This is a genomic window from Streptomyces sp. NBC_00690 (assembly GCF_036226685.1).
Taxonomy (GTDB): domain Bacteria; phylum Actinomycetota; class Actinomycetes; order Streptomycetales; family Streptomycetaceae; genus Streptomyces.
Genome location: NZ_CP109009.1, coordinates 159,162 through 172,111, shown reverse-complemented (window position 1 = coordinate 172,111; position 12,950 = coordinate 159,162). Strand labels below are relative to the sequence as shown.

General features: G+C 67.1%; 13 protein-coding genes and 1 pseudogene. 5 read left to right on the top strand and 9 right to left on the bottom strand.

Annotated elements, in window-relative coordinates; all coding sequences use genetic code 11:
- Nucleotides 1-121 precede the first annotated feature (121 nt).
- Nucleotides 122-442 carry a hypothetical protein gene (locus OID54_RS00815; RefSeq protein ID WP_329012357.1) on the top strand — a complete coding sequence of 107 codons (321 nt, stop codon included), beginning with the start codon at nucleotides 122-124 and terminating at the stop codon, nucleotides 440-442.
- 96 nt (nucleotides 443-538) lie between these two features.
- On the opposite strand, the gene OID54_RS00810 is transcribed toward OID54_RS00815, so the two are convergent.
- From OID54_RS00810 to OID54_RS00800, 3 genes are all read right to left on the bottom strand, one after another.
- On the bottom strand, nucleotides 539-2,233 hold the full coding sequence (locus OID54_RS00810; RefSeq protein ID WP_329012353.1) for an alpha/beta fold hydrolase: 1,695 nt from the start codon (nucleotides 2,231-2,233) through the stop codon (nucleotides 539-541).
- 296 nt (nucleotides 2,234-2,529) lie between these two features.
- Nucleotides 2,530-3,393: a DUF3592 domain-containing protein gene (locus OID54_RS00805; RefSeq protein WP_329012350.1), complete on the bottom strand. Its 864-nt coding sequence runs from the start codon at nucleotides 3,391-3,393 to the stop codon at nucleotides 2,530-2,532.
- Nucleotides 3,394-3,417: 24 nt separating this feature from the next.
- Nucleotides 3,418-4,524: a hypothetical protein gene (locus OID54_RS00800; RefSeq protein WP_329012347.1), complete on the bottom strand. Its 1,107-nt coding sequence runs from the start codon at nucleotides 4,522-4,524 to the stop codon at nucleotides 3,418-3,420.
- A gap of 1,178 nt (nucleotides 4,525-5,702) precedes the next feature.
- On the opposite strand from OID54_RS00800, the gene OID54_RS00795 reads away from it, so the two are divergent.
- Nucleotides 5,703-6,254, top strand: a complete 552-nt coding sequence (locus tag OID54_RS00795) for an EF-hand domain-containing protein (RefSeq protein WP_329012343.1) — start codon at nucleotides 5,703-5,705, stop codon at nucleotides 6,252-6,254.
- Nucleotides 6,255-6,360: 106 nt separating this feature from the next.
- Here OID54_RS00795 and OID54_RS00790 read toward each other — a convergent pair whose 3' ends face one another.
- From OID54_RS00790 to OID54_RS00780, 3 genes are read right to left on the bottom strand one after another with little or no spacing between them, the layout of a single operon-like run.
- Nucleotides 6,361-7,182: an MAB_1171c family putative transporter gene (locus OID54_RS00790; protein WP_329012340.1), complete on the bottom strand. Its 822-nt coding sequence runs from the start codon at nucleotides 7,180-7,182 to the stop codon at nucleotides 6,361-6,363.
- Nucleotides 7,175-7,648, bottom strand: a complete 474-nt coding sequence (locus OID54_RS00785) for a hypothetical protein (RefSeq protein WP_329012337.1) — start codon at nucleotides 7,646-7,648, stop codon at nucleotides 7,175-7,177. Before OID54_RS00785 ends, OID54_RS00790 begins: the two co-directional genes overlap by 8 nt.
- Entirely contained in the window at nucleotides 7,645-8,070 is a 426-nt protein-coding gene (locus tag OID54_RS00780; protein WP_329012335.1) for a helix-turn-helix domain-containing protein, read from the bottom strand. Before OID54_RS00780 ends, OID54_RS00785 begins: the two co-directional genes overlap by 4 nt.
- A 164-nt stretch (nucleotides 8,071-8,234) precedes the next feature.
- Here OID54_RS00780 and OID54_RS00775 point away from each other — a divergent pair, with 164 nt between their 5' ends.
- Nucleotides 8,235-8,717 carry a hypothetical protein gene (locus OID54_RS00775; RefSeq protein ID WP_329012332.1) on the top strand — a complete coding sequence of 161 codons (483 nt, stop codon included), beginning with the start codon at nucleotides 8,235-8,237 and terminating at the stop codon, nucleotides 8,715-8,717.
- Between the two features lie 989 nt (nucleotides 8,718-9,706).
- On the opposite strand, the pseudogene OID54_RS39075 reads toward OID54_RS00775, so the two are convergent.
- Nucleotides 9,707-9,790: pseudogene (locus OID54_RS39075) on the bottom strand (Lsr2 family DNA-binding protein); the annotation flags it as partial.
- A 366-nt stretch (nucleotides 9,791-10,156) separates the two neighbouring features.
- On the opposite strand from OID54_RS39075, the gene OID54_RS00765 reads away from it, so the two are divergent.
- A complete protein-coding gene (locus OID54_RS00765) occupies nucleotides 10,157-11,065 on the top strand; it encodes a DUF4240 domain-containing protein (RefSeq protein WP_329012328.1) in 909 nt (302 codons plus the stop codon).
- 234 nt (nucleotides 11,066-11,299) lie between these two features.
- On the opposite strand, the gene OID54_RS00760 is transcribed toward OID54_RS00765, so the two are convergent.
- Both OID54_RS00760 and OID54_RS00755 read right to left on the bottom strand, forming a co-directional pair.
- A complete protein-coding gene (locus tag OID54_RS00760) occupies nucleotides 11,300-11,572 on the bottom strand; it encodes a helix-turn-helix domain-containing protein (protein ID WP_329027190.1) in 273 nt (90 codons plus the stop codon).
- A 210-nt stretch (nucleotides 11,573-11,782) separates the two neighbouring features.
- Nucleotides 11,783-12,070 carry a hypothetical protein gene (locus OID54_RS00755; protein WP_329012326.1) on the bottom strand — a complete coding sequence of 96 codons (288 nt, stop codon included), beginning with the start codon at nucleotides 12,068-12,070 and terminating at the stop codon, nucleotides 11,783-11,785.
- Between the two features lie 6 nt (nucleotides 12,071-12,076).
- Between OID54_RS00755 and OID54_RS00750 the strand changes: the two genes are divergently transcribed.
- Nucleotides 12,077-12,856: a MerR family transcriptional regulator gene (locus tag OID54_RS00750; protein ID WP_329012323.1), complete on the top strand. Its 780-nt coding sequence runs from the start codon at nucleotides 12,077-12,079 to the stop codon at nucleotides 12,854-12,856.
- Nucleotides 12,857-12,950 lie beyond the last annotated feature (94 nt).

Genomic DNA, 12,950 nt, shown 5'->3' with positions numbered 1-12,950 from the left:
TGCCTCCGGGCCAACCGCCCGGACAGCAGACTGCGGCTGCGCTGCCCTGAAGCCGCTGCGTTCGGGCTCGGGCACATTGGCGAACGAGTGCCACTGGCCCAACAGGCTGCGGCTGATTGCGGTGGAGGAGCCCGCGAAGGGGGCCGCCACCGGCGAGACGGCCACCGGTGGCGGTAGGGGAGTCGGTCCCGCGCTCGGAAGAAGTGCGGCCTTCCGGGCGCAGCAGCAGAAGCCGCCCGCGCCCGCCGGCTCTCTTGCCGACACCTGGACAACTACGGCGGCCCCGGCTCTGGCCGCGCGCGATCCGGCCCGCGCCAACGACCGCACCTTCCCCGCGCCGATCGTCAAACGCGGGGCCGAACTCCTCTGCCCAGGGGGCGACCTGAAGAAGTGGGCCGGCAACCAGCCCCGCGCCGCCGCAGATGGCACCGACCTCGGCTGACCACCCGGCCACCTTGCGAGGAAGCTGCTGGAGGGGGGCGGTGCGGCCGGCCGGTTCGTGTTCGGGCGGGCCGCACCGGTGTGCCGGGGGTGGGGGTCAGTTGACGGGGTGGAGGGGGATGTCGAGGTAGGACTCGGTGTCCTTGGGGGAGGTGATGTCGATGGTGGACACCGGGGTGGTGGTGTGGGGTGCGGCGTAGAGGGGGTCGTGGGTGTCGATGACCAGTTGGAGTTGGTGGCCCTTGGCTAGGACGTAGTCGGCGGGCTGGAGGGGGAAGGTCGCGGTGGTGGCCTGGCCCGCCTGCTGGGCGGTGAGGGTGTAGGGGGCGTGGGTGATGATGTGCGCCCTGCCGGTGGCCGGGTTGTGGTCCAGCAGGTAGGCGACGATCGTGGCGTCAGTCTGCTGCGGCGTCACGGTCACGCGCAGTTCCAGGTCTCCCCGTACCCGCGCGGCGTGTTCCAGTGGCGCGGTGGCGAAGACCGCCGCGAGGCCGCGGTCGATGTCGGCGGTCTTGTAGACGTGGGGCAGGCCCAGGCGTTCGGCGAGGCCGGTCTGGACGAGTTGGGGGGCGGCGACGATGTCGGTGCCCGTGCCGGTGGCCTTCAGAGAACGGGTCCAGCCCGCCGCCACGGCGCCCTCGACCAGTTGTCCGTCGCCCTGCCCGGAGGCTGCGTCGGCGAGGTGGAACCGCTTGTTCGGCAGGGCGTAGTCGGCCCAGGAGGGGTGGCGGAGGTCGGAGAGGGGGTTGAACATGTACTCCGAGCGGACGTCGAACTGTGGAGCCAACCCGTCGCCGGCGCTGCCGCCGAGGTGGTGGTCCATCCACCGGTAGGCCATGTCCGTGGGCTTGGCGGGAAGGCCGACCAAGCCCGGGAGCTCGGCGTTACCGTGGTCGCCGACCTGGATCAGGAGCGTCTTGGGTCCGGTCAGACGACTGTGGAAGTCGATGACGGCGGGCACCGAGAAGATGGTCTCGTGCCAGGTGGTGGTCAGGAGGATGGGCGTCGCGGCGTCGTTGAACGCCGGGAGGTAGCTCCTGGGCGACCGCACTTCGGCGAACTCCCTGACCTCGTCGTCGATGGTGTTGGCGCGAATCTTCTGGATGATCCCGCGGAACTCCTGCGAGCACCGGTCCTCGCCGAAGAGCTGCACGAGCGCTTCGAACGCCTTGAGGTGACGGGTGCCGTTCTCGTACAGGGAGGCGAACAGGTCGGCCCAGGCGCTGGCGCCCGCGACGGCCTTGATCCGCTGATCCTTCGCGGCAGCGAGCAGGCTCGTACCGGCGCCGTAGGAGGCGCCGAAGAAGCCGATCCGGTCCGCGTCGACCGCGTCCTGCTGGATCAGCCAGTCGATCACTTCGGTGGCGTCGGCGACGTCCTGCGGGCCGGCGACGTGGATCTCGCCCGTGGATTTGGCCAGACCGCGCTGGCTGTAGGCCACCACAACGTAGCCGCCCCTCGCCCAGCGGCCGATCATGCCGAGGTAGGCCCGGTGCCCGATGCTGATCAGCGGGGCGGGCAGGACGACCGCGGGACAGGTCTGCCCGGGGGCGAGGTTCTTCGGGACGCTCAGTGACGCGTCCAGGACCGTCCCGTCCGCCATCGTGAGGGAGACCTCCGAGTACCGGGCGCTCTCCGCGTAGACCTCGTACTCGTCGGCCAGGCCCCACTGGTCCAGACGGCCGATCCGGCGCGGCGACGGGTCCAGCAGCGCCTCACGGATCGCGTCCAGCTTCGCGAGATCGTCGGGGCCGAGTTCGAACGGCGTCCCCGGAGTTCTGTCAACAGACATGGCTGTACCCACCTTTGTGAAAGGGATGGCGACGAAGTGTCGGACGCATAATCACACCGCCAAGATCATCCCGGGGAAGCGTTCCACGCCGGCCACTCGAACGGATGAAGGGCACCATGCAAAACCTCAGATGAACAACGGACCAGAGCTTGGCCGAGAACGGCCGTCAGCCACCGGTGGGTGGTTGTTCCTGTGGCGGGGTCGGGGCTCAGGTGTGAGCGTTTCGGGGCTGCTTGAACAGTGTCACTCGCTGGAAGCGGATATAAAGGCTGCTGGAGCAGGGCTGAGCAGTTCTCTCAGAGCATTGCTATTCCCACTACGGCTGTCGCTGCGAGCGCCATGGTCAACAGAATGTGGAGTGTCAGGCCCCGTTCTTCCGAGTGGTGTTCGGCCGCGTGGTCCAGTGTGAAACCGGCCGGGTCGGCGGGCGGGTAGTGGACGGTGACGTCACGGCCGTACGCGCGGGCGGGGTTCGGGATGTTCGACGTGCAGTGGGCCGTGACGGCCGTGCCCTCATGGGTGGTGAACGACAGGACCGGGGTGATGGTGGTCGAGGTGCCACCTTCGTCCTGGTTGACTTTGACGTCCTTCAGAACCGCGACGACCCGTCCCTGCACGGTGTCCATCGCGGCCAGTCTCTCGATACGGCGGTTCTTGGCGCGTATCGTCCCGGGCAGATGAACGGCGGCGGCGACTGCCAACGGCCCGCCGGAGCCGATCAGCGCCCACGGCCACTCCCAGCCGACCGCGGCGAGGACCACCAGCCCCACGTAGACCAGGAAGAGCGCGGCAATTGGCCAGCCCAGCCCGCGACTGGGCTCCTCCGGAGTGTTGGAGAACCGGTAGGCGTGCGGTCTGCCTCGTGGGTGGCTGACCCCGATCTTCCTGCCCTCCCACGCAGAGGTGATCGTCTCGCCCCGCTCACCGTCGTTCGTCACCGTGACCTTCTGACCGGAGGCCGGGTCGTGGTAGGAGACGACCACCCATATCCCGCCCGTCCGGGACCCGCCGTGCCGGGGCTGCCGCACCTGCTCGATCCGCCCTGTGAACAGGACTGTCCGCTGCGCTTTGGTGACCCCGGCCAGCGACATGCCGTACCCGACCAGCGCCACCACACCCCACACCGCACACCACATCACCAGGAACTCGTCCCATCCCATGCGCTCCTCCTCCTGCCGGTCCCGTCAACTACCGCTTTTCCACAGCACTTTGCCCCGGCCGTCCGCCGTCAGTGTTCCCGTGCCCCCGCCGCCGGTGACCACGATCTTGAGCATGATCGAGCCGGTGACGCCGTCGGCGTTCAGCTGCCAGCTCCGCGGGGACTCAACTCCGAGGGTGGTCCCAGCCTCCTCGACCAGACCGGGAACGCGATCGTAGGGCAGGGACCTCGGGTCGAACCCGGCACTCTTCACACCGGTCGGGGAGAAGACGACCGTCAGCAGGCGGTCCTGCACGACGACGGTAAGCGCCTGACGCTTGCCCGCGGTCTGCGTCAACGACGCGACGGCATTGCGTAGTGCACCCTTATCGAGCATCGATTGCCCAGGCCCGAGGGCGACCGTGCCCGTCGCCGACGTCACGGTGGTTGTGGACGACGTCACGGTGGTTGTGGACGACGAGGAGGAGACGGACGGTTGAGCGGCGCCGCTGTCGCCCTCGTGGGAGTCGAACAGGTCGGCACGGAACAGCAGGAGCACGGCGGCTGCGCCGAGCAGCAGCCCGAGGAGAGTGAGGAGCCCGCCGAAACAGCCCTCCGGGGTCTCGCTCTTCATGGCCGGACCGGGCACCGAGTCGACCCGGCCCGCGGTCGCCCGCTCCTCCCACTCCGGTGTCGGTCGCCTCACGATCCGCGTCTTCCACGGCCGGTCCGGCGGATACTCCACCACCACGACGACCCCGCGCGGCCGGTAATCGGCTAGCTCGACGAGGTTGACGTTCTGCTGTATCTCGACACGGAACGCGGGCGCGTCATCCGGCGCGACGGACAGATCGAACCGCACCGGCGCGTCGCTGTTCTCATCCCTGACGGCCTCCAGACTCTCGATCACCGCGAGTGCGGTGCGCGGCGCGACGGCCGCCTCCCGGGCACGGCGCGGCAGTGTGGCGAGGAAGAAGAGAAGCCCGTAGACCGTGGGCAGGACCAGCCCGGTGAGGATCAGCGGCGCTCTTCCGACGACGCAGCCACCGATGAAGGCGGTCAGCGACGCCCCGATCACCCCGCCCGTCAGGAACCCCAGAGCGAGGTCGGCAGGCGTGCTGTGTGTGGGCGGCGCGCCCGCGGTGCTCGTCATGCGGCCGATTGTGCCCGCCATGGGCAACGGCCGACAGCCCTACGGATATCCACGCTCCCGCCCTGATGTCTTCCAGGTGCCTGGCCAGGGCGAGTGCGGTGCGGTGGTCACGGCGTGCGGGCTCAGGCCCACCAGTATCGTCCCCGGATCAGGACGCCTTTCGTGGTGCTCTGCGAGATCGGGAGCGAGGCGGGGGCGGTGATTTACGCGGTTCGCAAGGGAAGTAGCGGCGAGCGAGCGGAGCCCGCGGCACTCGAACAGCCAAGAGCACCAAGGTCAAGCAGGAGTGGGGGCTCAAGACGCAGGAACTGAAAGAGCGGCTGGAGAAATACGCCCGGTTCACCGCCGGACGGTGAAGGACACCGACGGCCGGTCACACCGGTGGCCGGGTGTACGCGGCGATCGGCGACCCGCACGCGGTGGTGTAGATCCGGGCCCAGGCGCAGTGGCGCAGCGACAAGCACCGCACCACCCCAGCCGCGCCCTCGGTTACCGCTTGATCGGCGAACGACCAGGCCCCGGGCCCTGCTGCGTCCGGGGCTTGGACGTGAATTTCGCTTGACCTGCTGGTTCAACGATCGGCTGTGGGTGGTGTCATGTCCATTCGACTCCTGGCTCGCATAGGGCGGCGCTGTCCAGGAGCAGTTTTCCTGATCAGTGGATAGGTGGTTGGTCTGAGTTGATCAGTTTGGGGCCCGGTGGTGGGAGCGCTCCAAGCCCCGGTTGCTACGGTTTGGTGATGGGGGCACGGAGGCTTGGCTACGTGCTGAGCTGGCGCTCTGTCAGGTGGGCTGAGCGTTGGCCAGCTGTGGTGTCAGTTTCTTTGGGTGGTGATCAGGTTCGTTGAGCGTTGCTATGTGTTGGTGTTGGTGCGGTGGCTGAGCCAATTGAGGGCGGCAGGACGGCGGAGGCGTCGGCGGTGCGACTACTGGGCACAACTGCCGGACGGAAGCTGGCGGAGGCGACGGTGATCGCTGGCGGAGGGCTCCGGTCCGGCAGCTGGGGTGGGCCGCGGAGGGGGCTTTCTTCCCGGCGTTGACGGTGTCATTGGCCGGCGGGTGTGGCGGCGTAGATACGCCTGAGAGGGTGACACGGGACCAGACTGTGCCGCACCGCGCCTGTTGGCAGGTGACGATGGTTCTTTCCGCCGCTCCGAGACTCTGCAAAGGATCACCATCATGGGCACCGCCGCACCCGACATCATCACCACGAAGCTGGAACGCTCCTTCGCCGCCCTGGACACCAATCATGACGGTCACCTCGACTGGCCGGACTACCAGAGGCTCGCCGACCGCTACCTCAGCGCCTACCACCTCGACCCCGACGACCGCCGCGCCCGCGCCCTGCACGCCTTCTTCCTGAGCTACTGGCTGGAGTTGCTGCGCCACGCGGATGTCCAGGAGGACTGGCTGAGTAGGGACCAGTACGTCGCCGCCGTCCGTCTGGCGAGCGCTGACGCGAGCCGGCTGAACGTGGCCGACGGGCTCGGGCACGTTCTCTTCGACGTGATCGACGTCAATGGCGACAACGAGATCAGCCGGGAAGAGTTCACCCGTTTCCTGACCGACGTGTGGGCCCTCGAAGAAGCCGACGCCCTGAAGGCGTTCAGGACACTAGACACCAGCAGCGACGACACGGTCTCCCGCCCGGAGTTCCTCAAGGCGATCCGCGAATACTTCCTGCTGAGCGACCCGGACGCCCCGGGCAGCCTCTTCTTCGGGTCAGCCTGACCCCCGCGCCTCGCTCGACTACCCGGGCGCCGACTACCAGGGATGAACCGCGGCGCCCGGTGCAGGCCGCGGACGCCGTGGGCACGAGGGGATCGCCCCTGTCCGGTCAGGCGGTGTCGAGCAGTCCGTCCCGGATTTCGATCACTCGCCGGTATACCCGCAACCGCATGTTCCACCAGCCCACCCGTGGGTTCAGGGCGATGGAGGGATCAGCGGTCACCAGGAGCAGCCAGAGCGGGCGTAGGCGGGTGTACTGGCGATATCGGCGCCACCACCCGGCCACGGCGGGAGTGGCGGCACCGAGTATCACGAGGGCATGAGCGGCGTTGGGTAGCACCGCGCTCACCCAGAACACGTACCCCAGCGGGTAGGGGTAGTCGAACCGGCTCGCCCCGATGCGCACGACTCTGTTCGCCAAGTAGACGGTCGCCAGCGCTGTGCCGACCACGACCATGTGCAGGCCCGCGCGCAGCGCCCGGTCCGAGGTGATGCGGGCGAAACGCAGACCGAGGCGCATCACATTCCCGAACGCGGGCGTGAGTGTGAGCAGGTAGGTCATCCAGTACTCGAAGACCCACGGCGCTTGGGGTATCAGGCTGGGGTTCAGGTTGAACAGCACGCACATCAACGCGAACATGCCGGCCGTCCACCACTTGCTCCAGCGGCTCCTGCGCAGTCCGTTGAGGTGTGCCAGGAAGTCGTGTGCCGACCAGGCCACGAGTACCATGCCCGCATGCCCGAGCAGCCGTGCGAGGTTGTACCCGCCGGTGAACCCTGACATGGCCGTCTGAGCTGCCGGGGTCAGCACGGTCAGCGATACCGCGAGCCCCAGCCATAAGCGGCGGATGGCGTCGTCCTGGTTGCGCCAGCTGACCACCAGCAGCCATGCGGCGATCGGGGGGATGTAGCGGAGCAGCAGCTCACCCATGGAAACCGTCGAAGGCGGTGCGGAGTCGGTCGGCCAGCGTGATACCGGTGTGGACGCGTTGGCGGATGAGCGTGGCCAGCATCTCTGCCTCGCGTTCCTCGCCCGTGGAGTACCCGGCGCGGCCGAGTACCCGTCTCACCAGCGCGGGGTCGAGGTTGGGAAGCAGTTCCTCCGCCTGTGCGGCCAGGTTCATCGACACCGGGTAGTGGTCGCACAGCACATGGCTCAGCTCGTGCAGCACGATGTGTTCCTGGTGGGACGGCGTGGTTTCCTGTTCGTAGAAGACGATGTCCGCGGCGTCCGTGGCAATCCAGAGACCGCATACACCGGTGAGTCCTGCGATGGGCATCAGGTGGATCGGCCGCCCGCGTTGTGCGGCGATGCGCCGGGTGAAGGTGGGGACGTCGAACGGCACCGGGATGTCCAGGTCGCGCATCAGTTTCCGCAGGCGGCGGTGGTTGTTCACTGCGTGCCGTCTCCCTGGGGCAGTCCTTCGAGTTCGCGGACGCGCTCGACCACGTCGGCGATGGTGGCGAGGCTCTTCCCTGACAACCCCCTGGCGCGCAGGGCGATCTGCCGCACGGGAGCGTCCCGCAGAGCGTTGAGCAGTGTCAGTTCCGCGTCGATCCGGGCAGCCTCGGCGTCGTCGAAGAAGTACGCGGGCGGCACGCCGAAGAATCCCGCCAGCGCTTCGAGGTGTCGTTTGGTTGGGTTGTCCCGCACGCCCTTGCGCAACTGCCAGAGGTATGTGGCGGAGATCGTCGGGCCGCCTTTGGCCCTGATCGCCTCGGCGACCTCCTCGAAGGTGTACTCGCCGCCGTCGTCCGCTCGTACGGTGCGGAACAGGTGGTCTATGTGGGTGGCAAGCACCCCTTCGCCTTCAGGCATGGCTGACATTCTACCGGCCGGCCGTCAACTGGTGTGGCATGCGAACAAGATTTCCTATTTACCTTAGTTGACAACGTCTGGGACATCTCAGTTCACTGTTAGTGGCATCCCATCAACTGGGATAAACGAACGGGGAGTTCAAGATGATCAGAAGGATTACTGCCGTGAGCACGGCAGCACTGCTCACAACCACGCTCTTCACCGGGTCCGCACTTGCGACCGAAACTCCGGGCAAGGAAGCCAACGCATTGCCGATGACGGGCCCGGAGACCCCGGGGCCCGTCGATAAGCAGTCCGCCAGGGCCGCGACACTGCCGTTCAACTTCACCTTCGAGGTCCGCGGCGTGCTGCGAGCGCGCTCGTTCACCCCTCCCGGACGCGAGTCGCGCGGGAAGGCATGCGTGTCCCTGCGCGGCACCTGGAGCGACGACCCGAACTGGAAGGGCAAGATCGTCCATGTGAGGATGCTGGAGGAGAGGAGCGGCCCCGACAGGCCGAAGGGGCCTGAGGTCGACTTCAAGCTCGATGGTACGTACTACAAGTACTGCTGGACCGGCCTCACCGTCGCCCGCCTGCACCACTTCGACATCAGGAAGCCGTGGGGACCTGCCGTGCTGAGGGGCAACGGCTCGGTCACACCGCGCTGATCTGAAGGAAGAGTGACACGGGGCCGATGGGCGACCACCGGCCCCGTTCACCATCCCCGAACCACGTACAAGTGCCCACCCGCACCGGCGAGCTCGCCACCGTCGAGAGCAGACACTCGTACGCCGATGCCAGCCGCACAGCGTGCTGGGACCGGCGGACGCGTTGAGCTGACTGGCGATCACCCGGCCGGACACGGTGGCCGAACACAGGCCAAGCGCGCATCCAGCAATCCCCTCCCCCTTCTTGACGATCGCCAGCGCGCTGCTCACACGGGAGACAAAGCACCGTGCTCCCTCGTGCGATCTCTCGGTCTGCTGCCGGGTGGCGGTGGGGAGCGGTCCGCGGTACGCCGATGAGCTGACGGCCGGCTTGGTGTGGGAGATCGGCGGCTGGCTCCTCCCTCGGCTGGAGGAGGCAGTGGCCGTTCACCCGCCAGGCAGTGAGGAGAGCGTCACCGCCGCGGACTCGCGGAAGCGGTGGCCATCCTGGTCCTCACCTTGGAATGTTCCATCACCGGCGGAATGCCCGGACGTGCCCATATCCACATCGGAGTACCGCCGCCTCCGAATCCCAGCGAGGCCGAACGTCGGGTACGGGTGCAGGAGCGGCTGGAGCGCCGCCGGGAGGACTGGAACACCCTCTGCCTGCTCGCCGGCCACGGGCGCTTCGCACCGGGCTACCAGGAAACCCGCTGGAGCGAGATCCGCTTCCGCGACGCCGAGGAGGAACGCTGGTACAAACAGCAACTGACATACCGGCATGTGGAGACCCGGATCATCCGACCCGCGGAAGAGGCCGTGAGCCCCGGGAACGGGGCTGGACGGTCTCTGCCGGCCCGCAGGGAACCCCCCGGGCGCTCACCACGACGGCGACACCGTTCCTTGAGGGCATGCCCCCCACCGAGCCCCCCGGGGGGGGCTGATCAGGTGGACTCTGGCCCTGCACCGGGCGGGCTGTGCCAGGTGGACGGCTGTCCCTTGTCCTGGGCGGCCTGTTCGTACGCCCGCGCGATGTAGGCCGGAACACGACCCCGGTTGTTCACCAGATAGCCGTTCTCCCGCGCCCAGAGACGCAGCACCTTCCACTCAGGCGGCTCAGCCGCCGGCCCGAGGCCCGGCCCGTTGTCCGTCATGCTCGCTCCTCCACGATTGGTTGTCTGACGGTGCACGCTAACCACCCCCACCGACACAACCACCCACCGCGCCCGGAGCACCTGCTGATTCTCGCTTCGTCGCCCAGGCAGATTCTCACTGGGATGCCCGGGGTAGGGGGACGAATCTCCTGGTGGGAGAGCACGGTCTACGCGCAGCGGTAGCACACTTGCTGAGAAATCTGCGTAGTGCTTAGTGAGGAAGACCTGTTCAGCGTAGGCAGGCGGGTGGGACGTGACCAAGGCGTCCCACCCGCCTGCCCCCATCAGTGGACGGAAGGCCAATCAATGACAGAAGAAGAGTTTTGGTCCCTCATCAGCGTCCTTCGGGGCGTGGCAAACCAGCGGACAATTCCCGCCCTGACAGCAGCCCTGGCACAACAGGGGAAGGTTCGTATTGAGGAATTCGCCGATTCTCTTTCGGAGAATCTACGGCGCCTTGCCAATGAGCCTCTCTCAGGAACTCCAGCCCGAGACGTGAACGATCCATCAGACGCGCTGCCGGTGCCGCTGGTTGGTGACGCGCTTATCAATTTCCACTTCGCGGTTGTGGCGGCAGGCAGCTCACGATTCCAGCAGATTCGAAAGAACCCAGACCAGGTGGCCACCTGCGCCTGGGACTTTAGCGAGTCGGATCGCCTTGCCGAGGCTGTCTCCACCGCCTATGAGATCACCACGGGACAACCATGGCTAGGCCCACTCCCTGGATTCCACATCCATGAACCCGACGAGTCGACCAACCTCGTGGCGGGGGGTCCCATCTGGCTCAGCTTCGCTCTGCACGGCGACATCGACATTCCTACGGCCTATTTCGACGCAGCCAACACTGCAGTCGATATGGTCCACGAGGACCCCCAGTGGCGTACCTGGTGGTCACACGCAGAGCAGCGCGACCTGAACATTGAGATCGCATACGCCTCGCTGGCGGAGCGCTCTCACATCGCTACCCGAAAGGGAGGGGCTTGGGTCTCGTTCCGCGAAATCGGCTCCCGCTTTCGCGGATTGAACAAGGGTGGCCTTGCCTACCTCGCCGCCACTGATCTGGAAGCCGTGTTCGCACTCGTATCTACGTCTCTGAGCCTGCCCATGCCACCCCAGGTACCCCGCCTGGCGCATGCAACCCCGCCAACGAGGCAGAATGACGCCGCCCGCACACGGCTGGAGGCATTGCGGCAACGCCACCGAAGACGCCCCTGACTCCAGCGGGCCTGGATCGAGGTCTTTCTCGTCGCATGACAGGACGAACTCGTCCTTGCCGAGCGGGATCCCTTCGAAGGTGCGGGCGTACAGGTCCAGGACCCGCTGGGCCACGGTGCGGAAGTCCGGGTCACGGATGAAGATTTGAGACCGGGACTGCCAGGGCTTGAGCGCGACCTCGCGTAGCCAGCGGCGCACCGTGGACGCCGAGACGGTGTCGGTGATCCCGCGCGGTCAGCTCGGTGGCCAGTTCTGAGCGCGACCAGCGTGACAGCGGTGTGCCTGTCTCGGCTGGGAGTTGGCAGGCCATGGCCTTGGTCTCGGCGACCTGCACGGGGTGAAGCGGGCCGTGTGCCCCGAGCGCCTGCGGGCTGCGAGGGCCGGCAGCCCGCCGTCGGTGAACCGGTTCCGCCAGGTCCGCACCGTATCCACGGGCAGGCGGGTCTCGGCAGCGATACGAGCGTTGGAGCGTCCCCGGGCCGCGTGCAGCACGATCTGCGCGCGCATCCGAGCCTGGTGCTCAGTCTTGTGGCCCTGGTCCGCCCTCTCCAGCTGGTGCCGGTCGCAGGCGGTCAGGATGATCGGGCAGGCAATGGCGACAGGCAAGGAGAGCAACGGTCAATCTCGGGAAGGTTGTTCAGGTGGTCAAGGACCGGCTACGGCCCCGGATTTCGGTAGTCACGGACCACTGAACGGCCGCTATGTCTGGTCAAATCCTCAATCCTGATGCCCGTCGGCTGGTGCCTTCAGTCGTCTGTTCAGTTCGTCCCCGGCTTCGTCGTACCCGGCGTCGGCGATCCGTTGGAGCTCGCGCAGGTCGCCAGTCGAGGCAGCACGTTGAGTGAGCAGAAGCCCAGCGCGCGTGGATCCCTCGTCCAACAACCCGCTCAGCTCATCGAGATTGCCAGCTGCGTCGGCGAGGTCGGCCAGTCGGTCCAGAGCGGTCTCGTTGCCCTCGTCAGCCAGCTCGCGCAGGGTTTCCCGATCGATGTTCGTGTTCGACATGACGCCATGCTGCACCCTTGCCCCAAGGGCAGGGTCAAGTGGGACGATGGCCAGGTGATCACCATCGGGCAGCTGGCCGGGTACATCGGAGTGTCGATCAAGACCATTCGCGTCTACCACGCCAAGGGACTGCTTCCCGAGCCCGACCGTGATGCGTCCGGCTACCGGCGGTACGACGCGAGCGCTGCCATCGACCTGATCAAGATCCGGACGCTCGCCGAAGCCGGCGTCCCCCTGTCCCGTATCCGGCACTTGAGATCAGCAACTGACGGAGCGTTCCAGCAGGCGCTGCGCGAGATCGATGACCAGGTCACCGACCGCATCCGTCGCCTGCAGGCAACGCAGGGGCGCCTGCGTCAACTCGCCGTTGGGCAGCTGGCACCGCTGCCCAACGAGGTCCTCGCCTATCTGGCGCACCTGGCCGAATGGAGATTCACCCCTCGATGGGTGGACCTGCAACGCGACCTGTGGATCCTCGTGTTCGCCACCCACCCACAACACGCGATCACACTGTTTCACGACCAGGCCGAGACCCTGGCCGAGCCGGCGCTGCGGCAGCTCTTCCTCGACTACGACCATGCCCACGACCTCGACGCCGACGATCCCCGCGTCGACGACCTCGCCCGCCGGATCGCCGAGGCAACCCGGGAACGCTACGGACCCGACGAACCGCCCGAGCTGGATGCGGCCTCCGCTATCCCTGCCCTCATCCAGAGAAGGGTCAACGCCTCGTCTCTGGCATGGCAGCGACTCGACACGCTCATCCGTGCACAACTGGATACGTAACTCGGTTCTGGCACAGATCTCGGGGGGCCGGTCGCAGAGGGTGACGGTGTTGTTCGATTGAAGGGCGATCACGAGCCCGGCTGACCGGCTCAAA